Annotated in this window: 21 protein-coding genes and 1 pseudogene; 8 read left to right on the plus strand and 14 right to left on the minus strand. The window is 67.8% G+C overall.

Annotated features, from left to right (window positions below):
- Window positions 1-58: 58 nt before the first annotated feature.
- Complete coding sequence (locus G8A07_RS23290) at window positions 59-1,729, plus strand: aminotransferase class III-fold pyridoxal phosphate-dependent enzyme (RefSeq protein WP_195794312.1); 1,671 nt, start codon at window positions 59-61, stop codon at window positions 1,727-1,729.
- 159 nt (window positions 1,730-1,888) lie between these two features.
- Here G8A07_RS23290 and G8A07_RS23295 read toward each other — a convergent pair whose 3' ends face one another.
- Window positions 1,889-2,206, minus strand: a complete 318-nt coding sequence (locus tag G8A07_RS23295; RefSeq protein ID WP_195794313.1) for a hypothetical protein — start codon at window positions 2,204-2,206, stop codon at window positions 1,889-1,891.
- 472 nt (window positions 2,207-2,678) lie between these two features.
- Window positions 2,679-2,813, minus strand: a complete 135-nt coding sequence (locus G8A07_RS28130; RefSeq protein WP_256441071.1) for a hypothetical protein — start codon at window positions 2,811-2,813, stop codon at window positions 2,679-2,681.
- A 324-nt stretch (window positions 2,814-3,137) separates the two neighbouring features.
- Between G8A07_RS28130 and G8A07_RS23300 the strand changes: the two genes are divergently transcribed.
- Window positions 3,138-4,292 carry an IS110 family transposase gene (locus G8A07_RS23300; RefSeq protein ID WP_195794314.1) on the plus strand — a complete coding sequence of 385 codons (1,155 nt, stop codon included), beginning with the start codon at window positions 3,138-3,140 and terminating at the stop codon, window positions 4,290-4,292.
- A gap of 589 nt (window positions 4,293-4,881) precedes the next feature.
- Here G8A07_RS23300 and G8A07_RS23305 read toward each other — a convergent pair.
- From G8A07_RS23305 to G8A07_RS23325, 5 genes are all read right to left on the minus strand, one after another.
- Window positions 4,882-5,169, minus strand: a complete 288-nt coding sequence (locus tag G8A07_RS23305) for a hypothetical protein (RefSeq protein ID WP_195794315.1) — start codon at window positions 5,167-5,169, stop codon at window positions 4,882-4,884.
- A 79-nt stretch (window positions 5,170-5,248) separates the two neighbouring features.
- Complete coding sequence (locus G8A07_RS23310; RefSeq protein WP_195794316.1) at window positions 5,249-5,602, minus strand: hypothetical protein; 354 nt, start codon at window positions 5,600-5,602, stop codon at window positions 5,249-5,251.
- 186 nt (window positions 5,603-5,788) lie between these two features.
- Window positions 5,789-7,330 carry an IS1182 family transposase gene (locus tag G8A07_RS23315; protein WP_195794317.1) on the minus strand — a complete coding sequence of 514 codons (1,542 nt, stop codon included), beginning with the start codon at window positions 7,328-7,330 and terminating at the stop codon, window positions 5,789-5,791.
- 153 nt (window positions 7,331-7,483) lie between these two features.
- Window positions 7,484-7,765, minus strand: a complete 282-nt coding sequence (locus tag G8A07_RS23320) for a hypothetical protein (protein WP_195794318.1) — start codon at window positions 7,763-7,765, stop codon at window positions 7,484-7,486.
- 69 nt (window positions 7,766-7,834) lie between these two features.
- Window positions 7,835-8,533: a hypothetical protein gene (locus G8A07_RS23325; protein WP_195794319.1), complete on the minus strand. Its 699-nt coding sequence runs from the start codon at window positions 8,531-8,533 to the stop codon at window positions 7,835-7,837.
- Window positions 8,534-8,791: 258 nt separating this feature from the next.
- Between G8A07_RS23325 and G8A07_RS23330 the strand changes: the two genes are divergently transcribed.
- Window positions 8,792-9,835, plus strand: a complete 1,044-nt coding sequence (locus G8A07_RS23330) for an integron integrase (protein WP_371816463.1) — start codon at window positions 8,792-8,794, stop codon at window positions 9,833-9,835.
- Between the two features lie 136 nt (window positions 9,836-9,971).
- Here the strand turns inward: G8A07_RS23330 and G8A07_RS23335 are convergent, their stop codons facing one another.
- Window positions 9,972-10,595 carry a hypothetical protein gene (locus tag G8A07_RS23335; protein ID WP_249937116.1) on the minus strand — a complete coding sequence of 208 codons (624 nt, stop codon included), beginning with the start codon at window positions 10,593-10,595 and terminating at the stop codon, window positions 9,972-9,974.
- Window positions 10,596-10,739: 144 nt separating this feature from the next.
- Between G8A07_RS23335 and G8A07_RS23340 the strand changes: the two genes are divergently transcribed.
- The gene (locus G8A07_RS23340; protein ID WP_195794321.1) at window positions 10,740-11,996 is read left to right on the plus strand and encodes a glycosyltransferase family 1 protein; all 1,257 of its coding nucleotides are present in this window, start codon (window positions 10,740-10,742) and stop codon (window positions 11,994-11,996) included.
- Here the strand turns inward: G8A07_RS23340 and lplT are convergent.
- A complete protein-coding gene (gene lplT, locus G8A07_RS23345; RefSeq protein WP_249937117.1) occupies window positions 11,961-13,235 on the minus strand; it encodes a lysophospholipid transporter LplT in 1,275 nt (424 codons plus the stop codon). The two genes, G8A07_RS23340 and lplT, sit on opposite strands and share 36 nt — an antisense overlap.
- A gap of 68 nt (window positions 13,236-13,303) precedes the next feature.
- Window positions 13,304-13,870: a hypothetical protein gene (locus G8A07_RS23350; RefSeq protein WP_195794322.1), complete on the minus strand. Its 567-nt coding sequence runs from the start codon at window positions 13,868-13,870 to the stop codon at window positions 13,304-13,306.
- A gap of 96 nt (window positions 13,871-13,966) precedes the next feature.
- Here G8A07_RS23350 and G8A07_RS23355 point away from each other — a divergent pair, with 96 nt between their 5' ends.
- On the plus strand, window positions 13,967-14,272 hold the full coding sequence (locus tag G8A07_RS23355; RefSeq protein WP_195794323.1) for a hypothetical protein: 306 nt from the start codon (window positions 13,967-13,969) through the stop codon (window positions 14,270-14,272).
- 171 nt (window positions 14,273-14,443) lie between these two features.
- On the opposite strand, the gene G8A07_RS23360 is transcribed toward G8A07_RS23355, so the two are convergent.
- Window positions 14,444-14,890, minus strand: coding sequence for a response regulator (locus G8A07_RS23360; protein WP_195794324.1), 447 nt, complete (start codon window positions 14,888-14,890; stop codon window positions 14,444-14,446).
- Between the two features lie 248 nt (window positions 14,891-15,138).
- On the opposite strand from G8A07_RS23360, the pseudogene G8A07_RS23365 reads away from it, so the two are divergent.
- A pseudogene (locus G8A07_RS23365) lies at window positions 15,139-15,684 on the plus strand (spore coat U domain-containing protein).
- Here G8A07_RS23365 and G8A07_RS23370 read toward each other — a convergent pair.
- Window positions 15,678-16,043: a hypothetical protein gene (locus G8A07_RS23370; protein ID WP_195794325.1), complete on the minus strand. Its 366-nt coding sequence runs from the start codon at window positions 16,041-16,043 to the stop codon at window positions 15,678-15,680. The pseudogene G8A07_RS23365 and the gene G8A07_RS23370 sit on opposite strands and share 7 nt — an antisense overlap.
- Window positions 16,044-16,368: 325 nt before the next feature.
- On the opposite strand from G8A07_RS23370, the gene G8A07_RS23375 reads away from it, so the two are divergent.
- On the plus strand, window positions 16,369-17,400 hold the full coding sequence (locus tag G8A07_RS23375; protein WP_195794326.1) for a serine protease: 1,032 nt from the start codon (window positions 16,369-16,371) through the stop codon (window positions 17,398-17,400).
- 99 nt (window positions 17,401-17,499) lie between these two features.
- Here the strand turns inward: G8A07_RS23375 and G8A07_RS23380 are convergent, their stop codons facing one another.
- Window positions 17,500-18,192, minus strand: coding sequence for an SH3 domain-containing protein (locus tag G8A07_RS23380; protein ID WP_195794327.1), 693 nt, complete (start codon window positions 18,190-18,192; stop codon window positions 17,500-17,502).
- A gap of 1 nt (window position 18,193) precedes the next feature.
- On the minus strand, window positions 18,194-21,145 hold the full coding sequence (locus tag G8A07_RS23385) for an adenosylcobalamin-dependent ribonucleoside-diphosphate reductase (protein WP_195794328.1): 2,952 nt from the start codon (window positions 21,143-21,145) through the stop codon (window positions 18,194-18,196).
- Between the two features lie 209 nt (window positions 21,146-21,354).
- Between G8A07_RS23385 and G8A07_RS23390 the strand changes: the two genes are divergently transcribed.
- Window positions 21,355-21,642, plus strand: a complete 288-nt coding sequence (locus G8A07_RS23390; protein ID WP_195794329.1) for a hypothetical protein — start codon at window positions 21,355-21,357, stop codon at window positions 21,640-21,642.
- Window positions 21,643-21,660: the final 18 nt, after the last annotated feature.

Below are 21,660 nucleotides of genomic sequence, written 5' to 3' on the forward strand. Positions count from 1 at the left end.
CGGATTGTCAACAGAAGTGGTTACAGATACGAGTCTGCTTTTTTTATGTGACCGCCATATGGACGAGACCCTGCCCCCCGCCCTCCTGTCCTTTTATGCCATCGCCGCCGTGGCCCTGGCCGGCCTGCTGCCCAAGGCCAAGCGCCGGTTCGAGCTGTCGCGCGCCAAGCACCGCTCGCTGGCCGGCCATTCGCGCATCGCCAAGCGCATCGCCGCCCTGGTGCCGGGCTATGCCTACGACGAGGCGCGCTTCTTCGCCGCCGACGTGGCGCCGGACGAGGTGGCGCAGCGCCGCCGCCAGGGCTTCCACGCGCTGGCGCGGGCGCTGGCCGAGGCGCATCCGCGCTCGATCGCCGCCACCGACGCGGCGCGCGCCGGCATCTCCGACCTGCAGTTCACCGGCGCCTACCGCGTGCCCTTCCAGTTCAGCCCCTATCTGCGTCAGCACCTGAAGCTGGGCAGCTTCGTCGCCGCCACCGACGGCCCCTGGATCGTCGACCTGGACGGCCAGCGCTGGCTGGACCTGGCGGGCAGCTACGGCGTCAACCTGTTCGGCCATGAGTTCTACAAGGCCTGCATGGCCGAGGGCAGCGCGCGCGTCGCGGGCCTGGGCCCGCTGCTGGGCGCCTATCACCCGCTGGTGGCCGAGAACGTGGCGCGGCTGCGCCGGATCTCGGGGCTGGACGAGGTGAGCTTTCACATGTCCGGCACCGAGGCGGTGATGCAGGCGGTGCGCCTGGCCCGCTATCACACCGGGCGCAGCCATCTGGTGCGCTTTTGCGGCGCCTATCACGGCTGGTGGGAGGATGTGCAGCCCGGCCCCGGCAACCCGCAGCCGCCGCGCGACACCTACACCCTGAAGGACATGGACGCGAAGAGCCTGCAGGTGCTGCGCACCCGCAAGGACATCGCCTGCGTGCTGGTCAATCCGCTGCAGGCACTGCATCCCAACAGCGGCGCGCCGGGCGATTCCTCGCTGGTCGACAGCTCGCGCCGCGCCGGCGGCACCGAGCGCGCGGCCTATGCGGCCTGGCTGCGCGAGCTGCGCCAGGTCTGCACCGAGCGCGGCATCCCGCTGATCTTCGACGAGGTGTTCGTCGGCTTCCGCCTCGCGCCGGGCGGCGCCCAGCAGTACTACGGCGTGCAAGCCGACCTGGTCACCTATGGCAAGACCCTGGGCGGCGGCCTGCCGGTCGGCGTGCTGTGCGGCAAGGCAGCGCTGATGAAACGCTTCCGCGAGGACCGCCCCGCCGACCTGTGCTTCGCGCGCGGCACCTTCAACAGCCATCCCCATGTGATGGGGGCGATGGCCGCCTTCCTGGACCGCCTCGACAGCCCCGCGGTGCAAGCGCTCTACGAAGGCCTGGACGAGCGCCAGGACGCGCGCGCCGCCCGGCTCAACGCCGCATTGGCCGAGGCCGGCGTGCCGGTGCGGGTGGCCAACCTCTCGTCGATCTGGACCGTCACCTACACCGAACCCTCGCGCTACAACTGGATGCTGCAGTTCTACCTGCGCCGCCAGGGCCTGTGGCTGTCCTGGGTCGGCACCGGCCGCTTCATCTTCAGCCTCGACTACGACGAGGCCCTGTTCGACCAGGTGCTCACCCGCTTCGTCGCCGCCGCCCGCGCGATGGCGGCGGACGGCTGGTGGTGGCGCCGCGAGGGCTTGAGCAACAAGGGCATCAAGCGGCAGTTGCTGAGGGAGATGTTGGCGGAGCGGCTGGGTTGAAGCGCCGGCCGAGGGGGTCATTCGCACCGCATCGCCGAGGGCGCCGGCTTGACGCCCTTGTGCTCAGGGGTGAGGGGCTGCGTGCATGATCCCTGGGCGGCTCAGAAGGAAGAAGACCGTCGGCGGGACGAGATGGGTTCGGCGCGGGCGGGGTGCGGCTCATGGCGACGCTATGCGTCGGATGAGCTGCAGGTTTTCTTCGGACAGGCCGGCAAGTTCCACCTCCGAGATGCGCCCCTCGCGGAGCAGCCGGCCAAAGACGACGTGAAGCTGCGAGTATCGGTAGTCGTACTTGCTGTCGATCTCACGCCGCGCCTTGGACAGGTACTCTTCCGTGGACCACATATGCCCCGGCTCGGTCGCGTTTGCCGCCATTGCCTTAAAGTGCAGCAGGACTTCGGCGAGTTCGCACTGAAGTGCGGCATCAAAGACGCGACGGGCGATCTTTTTCTCCGAAGAGCTCCATTCACTCGTCATGCCGATCTCCTGGCGCGACCCAACGTTGGCGTTCAGCCGACCGGGCCAGCGCAGCTGGCCAGGGTCGGCTGCAACGACGGGTTGGGCATTTCATACCGCGCGGCAGAGCATTAGCGTCCACCAATAGGCCACGAAACCACCGGCGCATGTGGCAAGAGTGGCAACAATGAAGTTACCCCAAGCCTGACTCGATCTCTTTTGAATTGCATTGGCGAAGATCAGGCAAGTTGCGATGAATGCAATTCCGAGGCCCGCCAGGCTAATTGCCAAGCCAGATTGGCTGCAAGGTGCATAGGCGGTAGTTGTTGTGATGCCAGCGCCGACTACCAGCGCAGCTGCCCAATAGAGGCGCGGAATGAGCGCTCGCAAAGTTTGGTCCGCCGCAGATTTCAACTTTGAGCTGCCCAACGTTTGCGCTCAGCGGGCGGCGAAGCCGTCCGCTGCAGCAAAGGGTTATGCGCGGAGGCTGCGGTCAAAACTTGTTCCCTTTCAAACGCGGCCGAGCGCCCTGCAAGAACTTTCGGAACACTACGATCGCGATGAGGATGCCCAAGATCGCGCCATAGATCAGCCCATATTCAAGCGCTGCGGCGAGTTGCTCACTCACGGTTGGCGAATAGCTCTTGCCGAGAAGCTTGCCCCCAATGCATGACGCGGATGCCAGATCGTATGTCGCCATGTAGCCAGCGCAAACATCGGTCCCTCCAAGCCACCAAGCGCCTACGACGAAAGCAAGGAGGCTGCACGCGGCCAGCCCATAGATGCGCGCGGACCTATTAGTCTTCATGAGGCATAGACAAGATGGCATCGCGAACTCGGGCGGCCCGACTCCTGCGATGCCGTAGGTTGCGAGCGCGGGGCCCGTAGAGCTACACCAAGGCACTCGGCAGACGGGCTGCCGGGGCGTTGCAAGTTAGCGAGGAGTCGGGCCATGGAGCGCAAATCTAGCACCCTGTTCGTCGGTTTGGACGTCCACAAGGACAGTATCGACATCGCCGTGGCGGATGCACCGCGCGATGCTGAGATTCGGCATGTCGCCAGCATCAAGGGCGACCTCGCTTCGCTGGACAAGGCGCTGCGTCGACTCATCAGCCAGGGCCAGGTCTTGCACATCGTCTACGAGGCTGGTCCCTGCGGCTTCGTCATCTGGCGCCACCTCAGCGCTCAGGGCCTGCACTGCGAGGTGGTAGCCCCTTCGTCGATTCCGCGCGCCCCTGCAGACCGGATCAAGACCGACCGGCGCGACGCCATGTTGCTGGCCCGTCTAGCCCGCTCAGGCGACCTGGCCGTGGTGCGCGTTCCCGATGGAGTGGACGAAGCCGTGCGCGACTTGGTACGCGCTCGCGAGGATGCCGTGCGCGAGCAGCGCAACGGGCGCCACCGCCTGAAGGCCTTGCTGCTGCGCAATGGCATCCCCTACACGGGCAAGACCTCCTGGACCGCCGCCCACCTGCGCTGGCTGTCCACCGTCAAACTCGCACATGCGGCTCAGCAGATCGCCTTCCAGGAGTACCTGCATGCGATCACCGAGGCTAGCGCACGCATCGCCCGGCTGGAGCAGGCCCTGCGGGAGGCGCTGCCCGACTGGCACCTGTTGCCCGTCGTGCAGGCCCTACAGGCCTTGCGAGGCGTGCAGCTGATTGCCGCCATCACGCTGGTCGCCGAACTGCAGGACTTCCTGCGCTTCGAGTCCCCGCGCCAGCTGATGGCCTACCTGGGCCTTGTGCCCAGCGAACGCAGCTCCGGCCCCAAGCGCCGCCAGGGCGCCATCACCAAGGCCGGCAACTCAGCTGCGCGGCGCATGCTCGTCGAGGTGGCTTGGCACTACCGGGCCGATCCCCGCGTGAGCCCCGTCATCGCCACGCGCCAGGACGGGTTACCGCCCGCCGTGACCGATATCGCCTGGAAGGCGCAGCTGCGGCTGAGCGCCAAGTTCAAGCGCCTGTGCGCGCGCCGCCTGCTCAAGACCAAGGCGGTGGTGGCGGTGGCGCGCGAGTTGGCTGGCTTCGTCTGGGCCATCGGGCGCGAGGTGCAGCTCTCGGGCTGGCAGGGCGTCAAACCCAGTGCAGGCGCCACGGCGCATTGAGTCACGCAGTCCACACCGGCATCAACGCGAGCAAGGAGGTGCGCGCATCCACAGATCGACCAACGGCCGGATCGGGAACGCGGCGCAGCCGCGGCCATCAAGGGAATCCTCGGCAACGTTATTGAGCGCCATGCGCAAGCAGCTCGCGACCTCAGCCCCTAGACCGAAGGCAGCCCTGCGACGAACACTTGTCTTGAGGTAGCCAACCCTCGCATATCAGCATGAGCAACCGTCGCGCATCCATACCGGATGGCACCAACAGGCTCCGCCGCGTTCCCCGTCTGGCCAGAGGGCCATTCTTCAGCTGCAGCGCAGAGGGGCAGGTCTTGCCGCTTGACAGGAAGATGCCATATCAGCCCTGCGACGAACACTTGTCTTGAGGTAGCCAACCCTCGCATATCAGCATGAGCAACCGTCGCGCATCCATACCGGATGGCACCAACAGGCTCCGCCGCGTTCCCCGTCTGGCCAGAGGGCCATTCTTCAGCTGCAGCGCAGAGGGGCAGGTCTTGCCGCTTGACAGGAAGATGCCATATCAACGCCTGAGTTAAGCCGCCACCACGAAGTGGTGGTCGGCTTGAATGAATTGTTAGGCCCCGTCCGACACGACGAGGCTCTCACCGACAACATCAAGCTGCTGCAAGAAGTCGGCATCATCTGGGTCTTCAAGTGCCACCGTAAGAGCGACAAGCTCGCCCCCATCTTGCCGCAGAGCCTCAACCCCCTCTACAGGCATTTCCATTTCGAGGCCCTCGCTGATCGCAATTCGGATCTTCATGCCGGGGCGCACGTCGCCTTGGACGACCTGGCCGGCGAAGACGTAGAGCGAGCGAGCGCTAAGCACGAAGGACTGGTGAACTCTGAAGGTCGCCGACATAGGGGCCTAACGTTGAAGCTGAGCCGCGAGCGGCGGCTTGCCGACGCGAGTCGGCTCGAGCGACTGGTTAGGCTTCACTTTACTCATAGGTAACCGCGACTCCACCAACTAGCGCCTCTTGCTTAAGCACCTTCTGACCTTGAACTCCAGAGATAGAGAGCCTGGAATCTGACTGCCATTGAATCCTCAGTGGCACCGTGCCATTTGCAATGAAGGTGTTTCCGCCCTCGTTCGGAAGCTCCGCATTGGCTTGAACGATCGATAGCTGAGTATTGAACCCGGTTGTTGCTCCGCAGTCTCGACTAAAAACAACGACCTTGAGCTTGCCGCTAGGCGAGACGATGCTTGAGGAAGAGTCGTTGCCGCACAGGTCGCTGCAACCAGCGAGCACCGTGAAGGAAATTCCCGCGAGTAGGAGAACGGTCTTGCTCATACTGTCTTGTGAAGCCTAACGAAGCTGTCCAATAACCCTCTGCCCACGCGTCATGGACTTTGACGAGCGGAACGGGAGCTGGTTCAGCAGAGTTTTCATTCCGGATGATTGTGGCGCCAACTGCGGGCGCCTGTGAGCGCTGCCGAACCCTGCTGATGGGGGATATCACGGCCCTGGCTGTGGCCCTCACCGCCTCCAGCCGCTGTGCGCCAACTTCTCGATGTTGTGCACCAGGCAGAACAACTGCCACTGTGCCCCCACCTTGGCCGCGCCGCGCAGCGTGAAGCGGCTCAGCCGCTTGTTGTGCCGCAGGTTGGCGAACACCGGCTCCACCGTGGCGATGCGCCGGCTGTACAACGCTCGCCCCTGCGGGCTGTCGATGGCCCGGCGCATGCGCTGACTCGGATCGTTCGGGTCGAGCTCTCTGGCGTGGAACAGCGAGACCTTGCGTGCAGCTGTGCGTTCGGGGTGGCGCAGGCACTGGGTGCGCAGCGCGCAGCCTTGGCAATCCTCGGGCCTGGCCTTGAAGTCTTCGCGCCGCTGGCCCTTGCCCACCTGGTAGATCGCCCCGCTGCTGCGCAGCGTCTGGCCGGCCGGGCAGATCGCCGTCCTGGCCTTTGGATCAAATCGGAAGTCGCTCGGCCCGAAGTGCTTGATCGATGGTTTGCCCTGCCCGGTGGCCTGCTTGTCGTAGAGCGGGTCGGGCTGGGCTTTGTGCTGAGCGTGGTCCTTGAAGCGTTCATCGCGCTGGCGCATCTGCGTGTCGGCAATCAGCGCGGGCCTGCCTTGCGCGTGCAGGGCCTGCACGTTGACATCGCTGTGGTAGCCAGCGTCTGCCGTGACGAGTGTCTGCGCGTCAGCGAAGGGCCGTGCCTGCTCCACCATGGGCAGCAGCATGGCCTGCTCCGAGCCGGAGCCAGTGATGTCCGCCGCGATGATGACCTGGTGCCGCGCGTCCACCGCGGCCTGGGCCGCATAGCCCTGGATCACGCCCTTGCTGGTGGCCATCTTGGCGCTGTCAGGATCGGTGATGTTGGTCTTGAGCTCCTGGCCCTTGCGGTTACGCCGCGGCGTCGTGGTGCGCAGGAACTCTCGCGTGCGCTGGGCCTCGCGGCGCAGGGCGTCCACACGCTGCTGGCGGCGCGCCTGCAGTGCTTCATCGCCGGGCGTCCCGGTGCGGCTGTCCTGCGCCTGGTGCAGGCTCACGATCTTCTCGGCCGCCTTCTCCAGCCGGCGCGCCCGGTGGAGCAATTCCGCATGCGTGCCGCTGCGCTCCTTGCTGGCGTTGGCCGGCAGCTTCACGCCGTCGATGGCGAACAGCTCTCGACCGATCAAGCCCTGCGCATCGCAGGTCAGCAGCACCTGATGGAACAGCGCCTTGATCTGCGGCCCCAGGCCGCTGACGAATTTGGCCAGTTGCGCATGGCTGGGGTGGCTGTCCCCGCTGATCGCGATGAACTGGATGTCATGCTCGCAGGCCCGCTCCAGTTGCCGGCTCGACACCAGGCCGCGGCTGTAGCCCAGCAGCACGATCTTGAGCAGCACGCGCGGGTCGTAGGCGCTGGCGCCCACCTCTTCGTTGCGAAAGCGCGCGTCCAGCGCCGAGAGGTCCAGCTCCTCATCCACCAGCAGGTTCAGCGCAAAGGCAAAGCTGCCCGGCACCAGCTGCTCCGACAGCACCACCGGCAGGAACATCGCACCTCGGACCTGAGGCTTGTAGCGCGGCATCCGTGGCCTCCTCTGACTCGGCCTCGATTGCAGCGCCCGGCGCCTGACCGCGCTATTCGGAGACTCCCGCACCGGGGAGATTTTTTACAGCCTCAACGTTCGCGGTAAGCGGACCAGCCAGCGTAGCTGGCGCAGGTCCGCTTGACCAAAGGGTTATGCATCTGGCGCCGTGCCCTTCAGGATCCCGAAAGCAACGTCCCCCTCTGGCGCAAAGCAGACCAACTGTCCCTGGTGGTCGTCAATGAACAGCCTTGCACATGCGTGGCACTGGTACATGACCCGCTCAACTATGCGAAGTGCGTTCCACGGGGACTCACCGGATTCAATTTGCTCAAGCGCAGACTCGTAGGTTTCATCTGGGAGTAGATAAGCCTTGTTGTCTTGATAGTCGGTGTTGTCGCGAATGACTTCACCACAGCTGCAGCTGAACTTCATCGGTGGGTCTTGGAAGATGCATAACGTTGGAATTCAGCGGCGCCGTAAGGCGTCCGCTGGAATGACTGGTTATGCGTCACGAGCCGATTCCAGGGCTTCGATTGCAAGCCCGTAAGTACGGAACACCATGTCAGCATTTTCAATGTCAGCAAGTTCCGACTTAGATGCATGCGCTAGCTGGTTACGGATCTTCCGCAGCATATGAATCTCGCCTTGCCAGCCTTGGGGAAGCAGGAAGTCCACCTTCTGCAAAATCGTTAGCAGAGGCATACGCTCAGCTGCAGCGAGGCCCTTACGGATGGCAAAAGAGCGCACTGCTTGCTCGAATGCAACGCCAGCCTGTAGTAGTGCAGCCAGCTTGTGACCCGAGCGGAACACGCCATCAGCTTCGGCCATCAGTTGTTGGCTAAAACTCGTTCCATACGCAATTGGAGCGCTAGCTGGTAACGACGCATGTCGCGATGAACCAAGATCTGTGACAAGTGACTTCAAACTTTGAATGTCACTGCTCAGGCCAGACAGAGCCTCCTTGTCGGATGACTTCTTGCGCTCCCGTTCATACATGGCAACGAGCCACATGATGAAGAAAAGCGCAGGAGCGCAGAGCTTGAGGTACGCGGCCAACGAGAAGGGTTTCCCCGAGAAGTGCCAATCGAGCAGTCCATACACCGCGGCAATTGCCGACGGGTATTTGAGTTGATGCAGGACCTTCTTGACGAACGGCCAAGCCTCGGAGACCTGACTCTTTAGACTTTCAAACAACGGCATCTCTCTCATTTGACGCATAACGTGATATGGGGCGACAGGCGCTGCGCCCTAACGTCGGTGCGGCCGCATAACGTCGGGCACGGGCGTGCCCCTAAGTGCTTGATGCAAAACGCCTCCCTTGCATTTGACTGTACATTCATACAGCACTAAATTTACCTACAAATCCGGCAGCTTGTTACATCAGCCTTGGTTGTCGCCGGAGTGCAGGAGGGCCGTATGTTGCCATCAGTTCCGGGGCCCGTGCCAGCGCGTAGCTTCCTGCGTCCGCCCGCCGCTTCGGGCACCACCGTCAACCTGCCACCGCTGCAGGCCGTCAGGTTGCTTGACCAACTGCGCGAGCGCATTCGCTATCTGCACTACAGCCGCCGCACCGAGGACAGCTATGTGTTCTGGTGCCGCGCCTTCATTCGCTGGCATGGCGTGCGCCACCCAGCCGAGATGGGCGGGCCGGAGGTCGAGGCCTTCCTGTCCTACCTGGCTGCCGAGCGAGGGCTGGCGCCATCCACCCACAAGCAGGCGCTGTCGGCCCTGCTCTTTCTCTATGGCAAGGTGCTGGGCATCAACCTGCCCTGGATGCAGGAGATCGGTCGGCCCCGTGCCTTGCGGCGGCTGCCCGTGGTGCTGTCGGTCGAAGAGGTGAGCCAGTTGCTGGCGCAGATGCCGCCGGGTGACCATCGCCTGCTGGCACGCCTGCTCTACGGCACGGGCCTGCGCATCAGCGAGGCCTTGCAACTGCGGGTCAAGGACCTGGACTTTGGCCAGCGCGCCCTCATCGTGCGGGCCGGCAAGGGCGGCAAGGACCGGGTGGTGATGCTGCCGCAGGCTCTGCATGCAGAGCTGCGCGAGCAACTGGCCGGGGCTCGCCGCATCTGGGCGGCCGATGTCGAGGCAGGCCAGGCCGGCGTGGAGATGCCGTATGCGCTGGAGCGCAAATACCCCCGGGCCGGCAGCGCCTGGACCTGGTTCTGGGTCTTCCCGCAAGACCACCTCTCCACCGATCCGCGCAGCGGCGTCATCCGCCGTCACCACCTCTACGACCAGAGCTTCCAGCGCGCCTTCAAGCGGGCCCTGTCGGCCGCGGGCATTGCCAGGCCCGCCACACCCCACACCTTGCGCCATTGCTTCGCCACCCATCTGCTGCAAAGCGGCAGCGACATCCGCACCGTGCAGGAACTGCTGGGGCATGCGGACGTGGCCACCACCATGATCTACACCCATGTGCTCAAGATGGGCGGCGGCGCCGTGCGCAGCCCGCTGGATGTGCTGCCGGCCTCGCCTGCGCTGATGGGCTCACCGGGCTGAGCACAGGCCAGCGGGACAGCAAACACATCAAGAAAGAAGCCCGCAGAAAGGAAAAAAAACCCGCCATGAAGGCGGGCTTGGCTAAGAAATTTGCTTCGTGCGATCGGACGCCCACGCGGGGCGCCACGGTCAGGTCTCAGGCCTCGTGCGCCTGCACATGCCCCATCGGATCGATCAGCTCGCCGCGCAGCAGGTACAGCGGCGCGCGGTGGTAGAGCAGGATGTCGTGGAAGGGGTCGGTCAGGATCTTGGTCATCCAGACCAGGCCGGTCTGCACGCCCTGCAGGAAGAACAGATGCACGGTGCGGAACAGCAGGCCGCCGGCGCCCAGCACCAGCCACATCCAGCCGACCTGGCGCGCAAACTCGTACAGACCGTCGGCCGGCGCGTCGAAGGCGCCGAACAGCGTCGGCTGCGCCAGCAGCAGCAGCGGCGCGCCGACCCACAGCGCCATCAGCACCACCTTGCGGCGCAGGTTGTAGCCGACCTTGATGTCTTCCTTGTGCTCATGGGTCGCCTGGTTCACATGGTCATAGCCCTTGGGCTCGAAGAAGAAATGCCCGGCCTGGCGGCTGGTCATCGACACCAGCCAGGCCAGCAGCGCGGCCAGCGGCGGATCGACCAGCAGCAGCCCGTAGGCCACGACGAAGCTGATCGCGCTGAGCAGGTGCAGGGCCTGGTTGATGCGGCTGTGGTGGTAGTAGCGGTGGTCGTCCCAGCGCTGGATCGCGAGCGCTTGCAGAAAGTCTTGTTGAATCACATCGGCTCCTGAGAAGGATGGGCGCGCCGGCCTTGCTTAGGCTGCGCGTGACCGGATGGTGAAGCCGCTTGGTGACGGTACGGTGACGCGAAGACTACGTCTACCCGTCATTGATTTGCCTCAAAGCCTTGCCACTATGCGCACATGAAGCCGCCCGCCGCCCCCCCCGAGATCGAGGTCGACGAGGCGCCGCCGCTGCGGCGCTCACTGCGCATCGCGCTGGTCACCGAGACCTACCCGCCGGAAGTGAACGGCGTCGCGCGCACCGTGGCCTGCGTCGTCGAGGGCCTGCGTGCGCGCAACCATGCGGTGCAGCTGCTGCGCCCGCGCCAGCAGCGCGGCGAGAAGGGCGAGGGCAACCCACATGGCACGGCCGCCGACGAGCGCTTCCACGAGGTGTTGATGCGTGGCCTGCCGATCCCGCGCTACCCGCATCTGCGCATGGGCGTCGCCTCCAAGCGCAGCCTGGTGCAGCTGTGGACCTTGCGCCGGCCCGACATCGTGCATATCGCCACCGAGGGCCCGCTGGGCTGGAGCGCGCTGCAGGCCGCCAGCTACCTGAAGCTGCCGATCTGCTCGGACTTCCGCACCAACTTCCACGCCTACAGCAAGCATTACGGCATCGGCTGGCTCAACAAGCCGATCATGGTCTATCTGCGCAAATTCCATAACAAGACCCAGTGCACGATGGTGCCGGACGCCGCGCTGCGCGACGAGCTGCAGGGCCTGGGCTTCGCCGGCGTGCGCGTGCTGGCGCGCGGCGTCGACACCCAGCTGTTCGATCCCGCGCGGCGCAGCGCCGCGCTGCGCGAATCCTGGGGCGCTGCCGCGCAGGACCCGGTGGTGCTGCATGTCGGCCGGCTCGCGCCGGAGAAGAACCTGGTCACCCTGGTCGAGGCCTTCGAGTCGCTGCGCCAGGCCCAGCCGCGCGCGCGCCTGGTGCTGGTCGGCGATGGCCCGGCCCGCGCCGAGCTGCAGGCGCGCCTGCCCGACGCGGTGTTCGCCGGCATGCGTCATGGCGAGGAGCTGGCGTCCTTCTACGCCAGCGGCGACCTGTTCGTGTTCCCCAGCCTGACCGAGACCTACGGCAATGTCACCGCGGAGGCCCTGGCCAGCGGCCTGCCGGTGCTGGCCTACGACTACGCGGCCGCCGGCCAGCTGGTCGACAACGGCGTCAACGGCTGGCGCGCGCCCTTCGGCAACGCGCCCGAGTTCCTGCGCCTGGCGCGCCTGCTGGGCGGCGACTTCGGCGGCCTGCGGGCGATGGGGGCCGCGGCGCGCGCGCGCGCCGAGCAGCTGTCCTGGGCCGGCATCGTCGGCAACCTGGAAGGCATCTACGCCGGCCTGATCGACGCCCAGGGCTTCTCAGCCCGCCCCCACATCGCGGCCCAGCCTGCGTGAGGACGACGGCGCGGCACGCCCGCGCCGCCACAGCAGCGCGGCCATCGCCAGCGCGATCAGGGCGCCGAAGCCGCTCATCAGCGGCAGCAGCGGCAGCTCCAGCGCCAGCGCGCCGGCGTAGGCGCCCAGCATCAGCAGCACGCTCAGGTTTTCGTTGAAGCCCTGCACCGCGATCGAACGCCCGGCGCTCAGCAACTGGTAGCCGCGATGCTGCAGCAGCGCATTCATCGGCACCACCAGCAGCCCGCCCACCGCGCCGGTCAGCGCCAGCAGCGGCAGGGCCAGGGCCAGGTCTTGCACCCAGGCGATCGCGATGATCAGCAGGCCCAGCAGCAGGCCCAGCGGCAGCACGCGCCAGGCCGCGGCCAGCGGCACGCAGCGCCCGGCCAGCGCCGCGCCGACGACCACGCCGATCGCCACCGCCGCCTGCAGCCAGGCCGCGCGCTCCAGCGGTAGACCCAGGCGCAGCTCGGCCCAGCGCAGCACCGCCAGCTGCAGGGTCGCGCCGACACCCCAGAACAAGGTGGTCACCGCCAGCGACAGGCCGCCCTCCGCATCGCGCCACAGGCGCCGGTGCGAGCGCCAGAAGTCGCGCGTCAGGGCCAGCGGCCGCAGCAGCGGCGCGGCCGGGTAGCGCGCGCCGCTGTCCGGCACCGCCAGCTGCAGCAGCGCCGCCAGCGCATACAGCCCCGCCAGCGCGGCGAGCGAACAGTCCAGGCCCTGCGCTCCGAGCGAGGGCAGGCCCAGCCAGGGCGCCACCAGCAGCCCACCCAGCACCGTGCCCAGCAGCGCTGCGCCGACGATGCTGACCTCCAGCCAGCCATTTGCCGCCACCAGCGCGCGCGCCGGCACCAGCTCGGTCACCAGCCCGTACTTGGCCGGCGCATAGGCCGCCGCGCCCAGGCCCACCAGGCTGTAGGCCAGCACCGGATGCCAGCCCAGCAGCATGCCGGCCAGGCCGACGATCTTCAGCCCGTTCATCCAGGCCATCAGCCGCGCCTTCGGCACCGCATCGGCCAGCGGCCCGACCAGCGGCGCCAGCAGCACATAGGACAGGGTGAAGCCGACCTTCAGCAGCGGCGCCCACCACAGCGGCAGGCCGCGGCGCTGCAGCAGCGCGATCGTCACGATCAGCAGCGCGTTGTCGGCCAGCGCCGAGCAGAACTGCGCGCCGAGCAGCGCATGGAAGCCGCGCGGCAGCGGCGGGGACCCGGCGGCGGGCGAAACGGACGGTGGCATGGGCCGATTGGAGCCCGCGCCGATGCCGCCGCGATGACAGGCCGGCGATGTTTCGGTGACGCTTCAGTTCAGGAGAGCAGGCGCCGCCACCAGGGCCGCGCGACGCGGCGCAGGTCCTGCAGCGCCTTCAGGCTGCCATCGTCGAAGCTCGGCTCCGCGTCGTCATGCCGAAAACCGCAGCGCTCCTTGGCCAGCAGCAGCGGGATGCAACCGTGGAAATAGACCTCCGGGTCCTCGCTGTAGTCGGTCGCGACGCCCGCGAGCAGACGCGGGTAGCTGGGCGGCAGATCCCCCTCGGCGACCAGATGGTCGTCGCCCTCCTCGCCCTGGTGGCGCAGGTGCCAGACCCGCCGGCCATCGCGCCACAGCTCGGACTGGGTGAAATCCACATGCTCTTCCACCGAGCAGGCCACCACCTCGGCCTCCGCCGACAGCGCCGCCAGCGCCTCACCGTGCAGGATGCGGTGGTCGCAGCCCGGCGCGATCACCAGCAGCCAGCCGTCCGGCAGGATATGCACGGCCGCCTGCGAGGGCGGGTAGGCCGATTCGACCCCGGTGGGCGCCAGGCCCAGCCGGTCCAAGGTCCGGGCCGGTTCCGGCCCGCGTACCGCGATCCATGCCAAGGACACGCCCATCTCAACGCTCCCTCTTGTTCTTGCTCGTCACCACCATCATCTTCTTCTCGTCTGCGCGCATGGGCGCACCTTATAGCCGGTGTTATTGTCTGGCGCATGAAGCCACGCCATCTGCTACCGACCCTGATGATCCTGCTCGCCGCCTCCAGCCCTGCCCTGGCCTTCCAGCCGGTCGAGGCCGGACTGACGCCGCTGCACGAGCGCCTGGACGAGATCCGGCTGCAGGTGTTGCGGCTGGACCAGCAGCTGCAGGCCGAAGCCAGCGAACCGGTCGAGCGCGCCCAGGCCTACCGCACGATGCAGGCGCTGGAACTGGAGCGCCGGCGCCTGCTGGCCGACATCGGCCAGACCCGCAGGATGGCGGCCTCGCCCCTGGTGATGCATCTCGCGACGACGCCCTGAGGTAGCCGCTCAGCGGCAGTTCAGCCGCCCGACGGGGCCGGCGGCTGGGCCAGGAAAGCAAAGGCGGCCCGGGTCAGCGCGAAGATCGCGGCGCTGTCGGCGGGGGTTTCGGGCCGGACGAGGATCGAAGCAGCGGCCCTGGGGCTCGGGCCGCAAACGGGGGTGCGCCAGTTATCGAGCCGCCGGCCCCTGGCCCAGGGCCGGCGCGGCGGGCCAGCTGCCCAGGCGGGCGAAGCAGGAGCGGTGTTCCCGCTCGCGCAGCTCCCGCAGGTCCAGCAGCAGCCGGTCGAAGTCGAAGGCCTTGTCATAGAAGCCATCGGCCCCGCGCTCCCGGCACAGCGGCGCATACAGCTCGCCGGGGCTGGAGCTGAACACGAACACATGGCCGGCATAGCCCTGGCGCCGGATGCGCCCCAGCACCGACAGGCCGGAGCCGGGCGCCAGGGTCAGGTCCAGCACCAGCGCGTCCGGCCACAGGGTCAGCACGGCCTGCACCGTCTCGTTCTCGCTGCCGGGCTGGGCCAGCACCGCAACGCCGGCTTCCTCTTCGGCGCGCAGCACGAACAGGCGCCGCAGGACCGCCGAATCTTCCGCTACCACGATTTGCGTTTGCTTCATGGGCCGCATGGTCCGCCGCGGCCGGCTGCGCCGCCAGCCGGCGAAGCCGCCGTCCGCGCGAAGGCAGTCGCCGCTTGCGCACGTCGGCGGATTGCCTGCCTCATTCGAGGGGGTCGGGGCCCTGCCGCGCTTGTCGGCAATTCACCGACAAGGACTTGCGGGCTCGCTGCACGCGCCGCCGGACGCAGCGCCGCTATCGGCCCCAGGGCCCCTTGCCAAAAATTGAGGCCATACCAAGGGAGCACAACATGGCACAGCGCAACACCGCCACCACCTTCGTCCCGGCCCGCAACCTCCTGATCGCCTCCGCGCTGCTGGCGCTGGCCGCCGGCCAGCAGGCCCTGGCGACGACCGCCTCCAACACCTTCCAGGTCACGGCCACCATCGTCAGTGCCTGCACCGTGTCCGGTGGCGCGCTGAACTTCGGCAGCAGCATCGACCCGCTGGCCACCGCCACGCCGATCGACTCGACCTCCACACTGACCGTCGTGTGCACCAACACCACGCCCTACACGGTGGCGCTGGACGCCGGCCAGAACGCCGGCGGCGCAACCAACTTCACCAGCCGCGCGATGAAGAGCGGCAGCAACACCCTGGCCTACCAGCTCTACACCGATTCCGGCCATTCCGTCATCTGAGGCAACGGCAGCAGCACCCGCGGCGGCACCGGCACCGGCACCGGCACCGGCACCGGCAGCGCGCAGAGCCTGACCATCTACGGCCGCCTGCCCTCGCTGGCCAACGTCGTGCCGGGCGCCTACACCGACACGATCACCGTGACCGTCAGCTACTGAACCAGGAACAAGAGCGCCGCCACGACCAGCAGCGGCAGCCAGGACAGGTGGCGCCCGCGCGTGAAGAACAGCGGCAGGGCCGCCGACAGCAGCGCGACGACGCCGAAGGTGTTCAGCACATCGGCCGAGCCCAGCGGCCGCTGCGCCGCCAGCGCGATCAGATAGGCCATGCCCCACCAGACCAGGGTCGTCAGGTGCCAGGCAAAGCGCAGGGTGCCCGCGGTGAAGGCCGTGCCGCCGAACAGCCGCGGCAGTTGCTCCTGCCGCCGCAGCAGGCGCATCAGCAGATAACGCTCGCCCAGATAGGAGTGGGCAAGGCTGGTGACGACGATCAGCGCGGCGGCGAGGTAGAGCAGCATGGTGTGCGGGAGGGTCGAGCCGGAACCGCAGCGATTGTGGCGCGCCCGCCTTGCATGGCCGGGTTCACCCGGCGGCGAGGAAGGCATTCCCGCCATCCCTAGATCGGCGCCCGGCCGGGTAGGCCTTGTCCACAAGCCAGCGGATTCCCGCAGCCGAGCCGGTCCCTACTCTCGCGCACAGCCTGGTGCCGCGCGCCGCCGGGCCCACGGCAAGCCCGTGCTTGCATGCACGCGCGCACCCAGCGGCCGAAAAGGGGTCAACAGAGTAGGCGTATGTGTGTATATGCGGCGCAGCACCCAACCCGCGCCGCCAGGGAGCAGATCCATGACAGTCAAGAACAGCTCGTCCGACGGCATCGCCGCGCCGGACCTATGCATCGATGTGGCGCGCCTGAAGGGCCGCAAGGCACAGGCGGCCGCGCCTGCCGGGCTCGCGGAAAAATTCTTCGATCAGAACCCGCAGATGGAGGAGATCGATGGCCGCCTCTACCCCAGGGGCCCGGAGGCGGTGGCCCTGCCGCTGCTGAAGGAAGCCCAGCTCGAGAGCACGGCGGCCGGCACCGATGCCTACATCCCCGAGCATGTCGAGCTCGACTATGTGCCGCGTCTGGAGCCGCGCAGCATGCGGCGCCCGAAGTTCATCGACCGCAACCAGTTCATGGCCGCCCAGTCGGGCATCGAAACGGTCTTCGGCGGCGATGACCGGCGCGTCTTCTACAGCACCGCCTATCCCTGGCGCTGCAACGGCAAGGTCGAGAGTCCGCTCGGTTCGGGCAGCGGCGTGATGGTCGGCCCGCGCCATCTGCTGACCTGCTCGCACATCATCGACTGGCGGCCCAACGGCACGGTCGGCTGGCTGAAGTTCACCCCGATGTACTACAACGGCAGCGCCCCCTACGGCAGCGCCTGGGCCGTGCGGGTCTACTTCAAGCACAAGGTCGCGGGGCCGACGATCGATGCCACCGAGGCCAAGTACGACTATGTCGCGGTGGTGCTGGATCGCCCGCTCGGCTCCGCCACCGGCTGGTTCGGCACCAAGGGCTACAGCGACAGCTGGGACGGCGGCGCCTACTGGACCCATGTCGGCTACCCCGGCGACCTGACCGGCGGCCAACGCCCGACCTATCAGACCGGCATCGCACTGGACGGCGACTTCTGGAGCCCCGACTCGCACCAGGCCATCAGCCATCAAGGCGATGTCTGGCCGGGCCAGAGCGGCGGCCCCTTCTGGGGCTACTGGGACGGCGCGCCCTATGCCGTCGCGACGCAGAGCGCCCAGAACCCGTCGTACAACACCGGCAGCGGCGGCTCCGATCTGGTGGACCTGGTCGGCAGGGCGCGGGCGGAGCATCCCTGAGTCTTGAGGAGGAAAGGCAGGCAAAGCATTGCGCCATGCCTGCCGACGGCCGGTGGGATCGACCCCGTCGGCCGTCGCCCCGGTTGATGCGCCTTCACTTTATTGCGTGTCGAGCGATGACGGTCCGTCGCAGGAGGTTTCCTGGATGCCGCAGATCTGATCCAGCCAGGCGCGCAAGCGCCCCTTGGGCAGCCCGGCCCGGGCGACGGGCGAGACCTGCAGATACGGCCGCATCTCGGCGGCAAAGCGCGCCTCCTCGTACTCGACCTGCACCCAGCTGCCGCGGCAATCGACGAGGCGGCCGGCGGCGATGGTGCTGCTGCCGTCGAAGAGCAAGCCGTCCTTGAGCCGGATCGCGACTGCTGCCTTGGGATCGGGGCGGGCGCGACCCGCGTTGGCCTGCGACTTCACGACCAGCTTGCGGCCGCTGACCCAGCCCTCGCCCTCATAAACCGGCCGTGCCGGCTGCCCCGTCAGGGCCTCGTCCTCGAAGGCCCCATGGATGCGGAACCAGCCCTTGGCGGTGGCGCTGACCTTCACGAACACGCGGGCTCGCATGCCCGAGTCATCGGTCCAGACGGGCGGCAAGGTGCCGAGCACGGGTGCCGAGGCCGATGGCGCGGCACGCACATTGAGGCCTGCGGGATCCGTCTCCTCGACGAAGGCGGCAAAGTTGCAAGAGACGGCCTCGGGCGGGCCACCGGCGGCGAAAGCCTGGCTGCCGGCGCCAAGGCCGATTGTCAGCATCAGCAGGCGGGCCAGGAGAAAAGACAAGGTCCGGTCATCGGCCATCTCAACCGCACTGCCCCACATACCCGCAAGCCGTGCAGAAATCGCAGCCGTCCTTGTGGATCATGGTCGCGTTGCCGCATTCGGGGCAGGGCTTGCCGGCCATGGCCTGGATGCTGGCGCCGGGCGCGGCGGCGGTCTTGTTGACCTGCGGCGCCTGCAGCAGGCCCATCGCGGTGATCGGCTGGCCCGTTTCGTCGAGCACGCCCAGCATCGCGTAGCGGTGGATGATCAGGCGCGCGACATAGGCGATCGTCGAGGGCCAGATCTGCTGGCGGCGCTCGCCGGCAAGACTTGGCACCGGCGCCATGAAATGCGCCAGCGGCTCGCCGACGTTCAAGAGCTTGCGCAGCTTCATGCCGATCCAGGCCGGGTCCAGCACCCGCATGTCCAGCGACAGCGCGCGCGCCAGGCCGTCCAGCGCCTTCGGGTAGTTGCCCGAGAAGCCCAGGGCGCAGGGGCGCGTGATATGGCCGCCCTCGGGGGTCGGCAGGCTGACCTCCTTCAGGGTCAGGGTGAACTGCTCGCCGGTGGCCGGGTTGTCGACGTCGACCGCCCAGGCCAGGGTGCCGGAGACCGTGGTACGCGGCTCATCGATGCTGAACATCGCGTCCATCACCGGCGTCGGCCCGCCCTCCTGCAGCGCGCCGAGCTGCTCGCAGCGCCAGCGGATCACCGCGGCGGTGGCGGCGACGACGCCCGGGAACAGGCGCGGCTCGCCGCCGGGCGGCACCGGCATCTGGAAGGCGCGCTCCTCGGCCACCGTGGCCAGCGCATCGAGCTTCAGGCGCAGCCAGGCCGCGTCGTTGGCGCGCAGGTCCATCGACAGGGTCTTGGCCAGCGCCGACAGGCCGCGCGGCTGCTCGGCGCCATTGACCCAGACCTCGAAGGGCAGGTTCTTGCCGAACAGGCCGGCGTCCGGGCCCTCGGCCGGCAGTTCGCCGACGAAGAGCGCGAAGTCGCCATGCGGGTGCCGGATCATGTAGCTCCAGGCCGGGTTGCCACCGGGCAGCTCGGGCCGGCTGGGCCAGCGCAGCGAGGCCAACACGGCCTTGGGCAGGCGCTCCAGCTTCAGCCGCGCGTTGCTGGCATCCAGCGGCTGCAGCGGTTCGACCTTGGCGGCCGCGGGCGCGGCCTCGACGCTCAGCACCGAGCCCAGCACGCTGTTGGGACGGTAGGTCGCCAGGCCCTTCAGCCCGCTCTTCCAGGCCTGGGTGTAGAGGTCCTGGAAGTCCGCGTAGGGATAGTCGGCCGGGACATTGACCGTCTTCGAGATCGAGGTGTCGATGTACGGCGCCACCGCGGCCACCATCGCCGCGTGGTCGGCCGCGCTCAGCTCCAGCGCGGTGACGAAGGCGCCGGACAGCGCGGCCTCGCTGCCGAACAGATGGCGGTACAGGCGCCAGGCATGGTCCTCGACCTGGTATTCCTTGAAGCCGCCGCCCTCGGCCTGGCCCAGGCGCTTCTTGCGCGTGTAGGCCCAGCTGAAGGCCGGCTCGATGCCGTTGCTCGCGTTGTCGGCGAAGGCCAGGCTGATGGTGCCGGTCGGCGCGATCGACAGCAGGTGCGAGTTGCGCAGGCCCTGGGCGCGGATCCTGTCCTTCAGCGCCTGCGGCAGGCGCGAGGCGAAGTTGCCGCCGGACAGGTACAGGTCGGCATTGAAGAGCGGGAAGGCGCCCTTCTCCGCGGCCAGATCGCTGGAGGCCGCATAGGCCGCGTCGCGCATGATCTCGCTGATGCGGCGCGCCTGCTCGCGCGCGGCCTCGCTGTCGTAGCGCAGGTTCAGCATCACCAGGGTGTCGCCCAGGCCGGTGAAGCCCAAACCGATGCGGCGCTTGTTGCGCGCCTCCTGCGCCTGGGCCGGCAGCGGCCAGGGCGTCACGTCCAGCACGTTGTCCAGCATGCGGGTCGCGACCGCACACACCTCGGCGAAGCCGGCCTCGTCGAAGGCCGCGTCCGGACCGAAGGGATCGCGCACGAACAGCGCCAGATTGACCGAGCCCAGGCAGCAGCAGCCATAGGGCGGCAGCGGCTGCTCGGCGCAGGGATTGGTGGCCTCGATGGTCTCGCAGTAGTAGAGGTTGTTGTCGTTGTTGATGCGGTCCAGAAACAGCACGCCCGGCTCGGCATGGTCGTAGGTGCTGCGCATGACCTGATCCCACAGCGCGCGCGCCGGGGTCTTGCGGTAGACCCACAGGCCGTCGGCGCGCTGGTAGGCGCCGGCCTCCTTCTGCGCCTGGGCGGGCTCGGCGCGGTGCACCAGCTCCACCGCCGTGCCGGCCAGCACCGCCTCCATGAAGACATCGGTGACGCCGACCGAGATGTTGAAGTTGCGCAGGTCGCCCTGGTCCTTGGCGTGGATGAACTCCTCGATGTCCGGATGGTCGCAGCGCAGCACGCCCATCTGCGCGCCGCGCCGGCTGCCGGCGCTCTCCACCGTCTCGCAGCTGCGGTCGAACACGCGCATATAGCTGACCGGCCCCGAGGCATGGCTGCGCGTCGAGCCGACCCAGGCGCCCTTGGGCCGGATGCGGCTGAAGTCGTAGCCGACGCCGCCGCCGCGGCGCATCGTCTCGGCCGCCTCGGTCAGCGCGGTATAGATGCCCGGCGCGCCGTCCTCGACGGTGGCGATCGAGTCGCCGACCGGCTGCACAAAGCAGTTGATCAGGGTCGCGGCCAGGTCGGTGCCGGCGGCCGACAGGATGCGCCCGGCCGGGATGAAGCCGCGCCGCTGCGCATCCAGGAAGCGGGTGGCCCAGGCCTGGCGCTGCTCGGGCGCCTCGGCCTCGGCCAGCGCGCGCGCCACCCGCAGGCGCAGCTCGTCCAGGGTCCGCTCCTCGCCCTTGGCGTATTTCTCCAGCAGCACCTCGGCACTGATGTCCTGGGCCGGCAGCGAGGCCGGCGAGGCGATCGGGGCGGCGGCGAGCAGGGCGGGATCGAGCGGGGGGGTGGACATGGCGGGCGGACTCCTGGGACGGCGGGAACTGGGCGAGGATCTTCGGACCATCTTAGCCAGCGGGTCTTGATCGCGCGCAGCGAACAACCCCGCTTGACGCAAGGCGTTGGCCGCGCGCTGCGGCAACAAATGAAACAAACAGGCGGCGCCGGGAAACCCTCCTGATACCTGCCCCAGCCACAGTGACGCCTCACCCTCAGGAGACGACCATGCCGCAGCAAGACATCGCCCCCCCGATCTGGCCCGCCTGCGAGCGCCTGCTGGCCGGTCAGGTGACGATCCGGCTGCAGCAGCATGCGGCGATGCTCCGCGCCGAGGAGCGCACCCAGCAGCGCCTGAAGGAGCTGCAGTTCGTCGACACCCGCCCCGTGCTGGTGCGCAGCGAGGCCTTCGCCGAGGACCTGGTCGAGCTGCTGGGCCCCGAGGCCGACCCCGACCTGGCCGGCGCGCTGCTGCGGGGTTTGGCCGGTGTTGCGGACGGCCGCGCTTTGGCATGATGGCGCGGTCCGCCCTTC

The sequence above is a fragment of the Roseateles sp. DAIF2 genome (genome assembly GCF_015624425.1).
Classification (GTDB): Bacteria; Pseudomonadota; Gammaproteobacteria; order Burkholderiales; family Burkholderiaceae_C; genus Kinneretia.

What these genes read in the sequence shown, in the direction of transcription:
- G8A07_RS23305 (WP_195794315.1), bottom strand. Translation starts at nt 5,169, where the DNA reads ATGTCGGCGACCTTCAGAGTTCACCAGTCCTTCGTGCTTAGCGCTCGC.
- G8A07_RS23300 (WP_195794314.1), top strand. Translation starts at nt 3,138, where the DNA reads ATGGAGCGCAAATCTAGCACCCTGTTCGTCGGTTTGGACGTCCACAAG.
- G8A07_RS23375 (WP_195794326.1), top strand. Translation starts at nt 16,369, where the DNA reads ATGACAGTCAAGAACAGCTCGTCCGACGGCATCGCCGCGCCGGACCTA.
- G8A07_RS23390 (WP_195794329.1), top strand. Translation starts at nt 21,355, where the DNA reads ATGCCGCAGCAAGACATCGCCCCCCCGATCTGGCCCGCCTGCGAGCGC.
- G8A07_RS23340 (WP_195794321.1), top strand. Translation starts at nt 10,740, where the DNA reads ATGAAGCCGCCCGCCGCCCCCCCCGAGATCGAGGTCGACGAGGCGCCG.
- G8A07_RS23385 (WP_195794328.1), bottom strand. Translation starts at nt 21,145, where the DNA reads ATGTCCACCCCCCCGCTCGATCCCGCCCTGCTCGCCGCCGCCCCGATC.
- G8A07_RS23360 (WP_195794324.1), bottom strand. Translation starts at nt 14,890, where the DNA reads ATGAAGCAAACGCAAATCGTGGTAGCGGAAGATTCGGCGGTCCTGCGG.
- lplT (WP_249937117.1), bottom strand. Translation starts at nt 13,235, where the DNA reads ATGCCACCGTCCGTTTCGCCCGCCGCCGGGTCCCCGCCGCTGCCGCGC.
- G8A07_RS23325 (WP_195794319.1), bottom strand. Translation starts at nt 8,533, where the DNA reads ATGCCGTTGTTTGAAAGTCTAAAGAGTCAGGTCTCCGAGGCTTGGCCG.
- G8A07_RS23310 (WP_195794316.1), bottom strand. Translation starts at nt 5,602, where the DNA reads ATGAGCAAGACCGTTCTCCTACTCGCGGGAATTTCCTTCACGGTGCTC.
- G8A07_RS23315 (WP_195794317.1), bottom strand. Translation starts at nt 7,330, where the DNA reads ATGCCGCGCTACAAGCCTCAGGTCCGAGGTGCGATGTTCCTGCCGGTG.
- G8A07_RS23380 (WP_195794327.1), bottom strand. Translation starts at nt 18,192, where the DNA reads ATGGCCGATGACCGGACCTTGTCTTTTCTCCTGGCCCGCCTGCTGATG.
- G8A07_RS23355 (WP_195794323.1), top strand. Translation starts at nt 13,967, where the DNA reads ATGAAGCCACGCCATCTGCTACCGACCCTGATGATCCTGCTCGCCGCC.
- G8A07_RS23370 (WP_195794325.1), bottom strand. Translation starts at nt 16,043, where the DNA reads ATGCTGCTCTACCTCGCCGCCGCGCTGATCGTCGTCACCAGCCTTGCC.
- G8A07_RS23290 (WP_195794312.1), top strand. Translation starts at nt 59, where the DNA reads ATGGACGAGACCCTGCCCCCCGCCCTCCTGTCCTTTTATGCCATCGCC.
- G8A07_RS23295 (WP_195794313.1), bottom strand. Translation starts at nt 2,206, where the DNA reads ATGACGAGTGAATGGAGCTCTTCGGAGAAAAAGATCGCCCGTCGCGTC.
- G8A07_RS23320 (WP_195794318.1), bottom strand. Translation starts at nt 7,765, where the DNA reads ATGAAGTTCAGCTGCAGCTGTGGTGAAGTCATTCGCGACAACACCGAC.
- G8A07_RS23350 (WP_195794322.1), bottom strand. Translation starts at nt 13,870, where the DNA reads ATGGGCGTGTCCTTGGCATGGATCGCGGTACGCGGGCCGGAACCGGCC.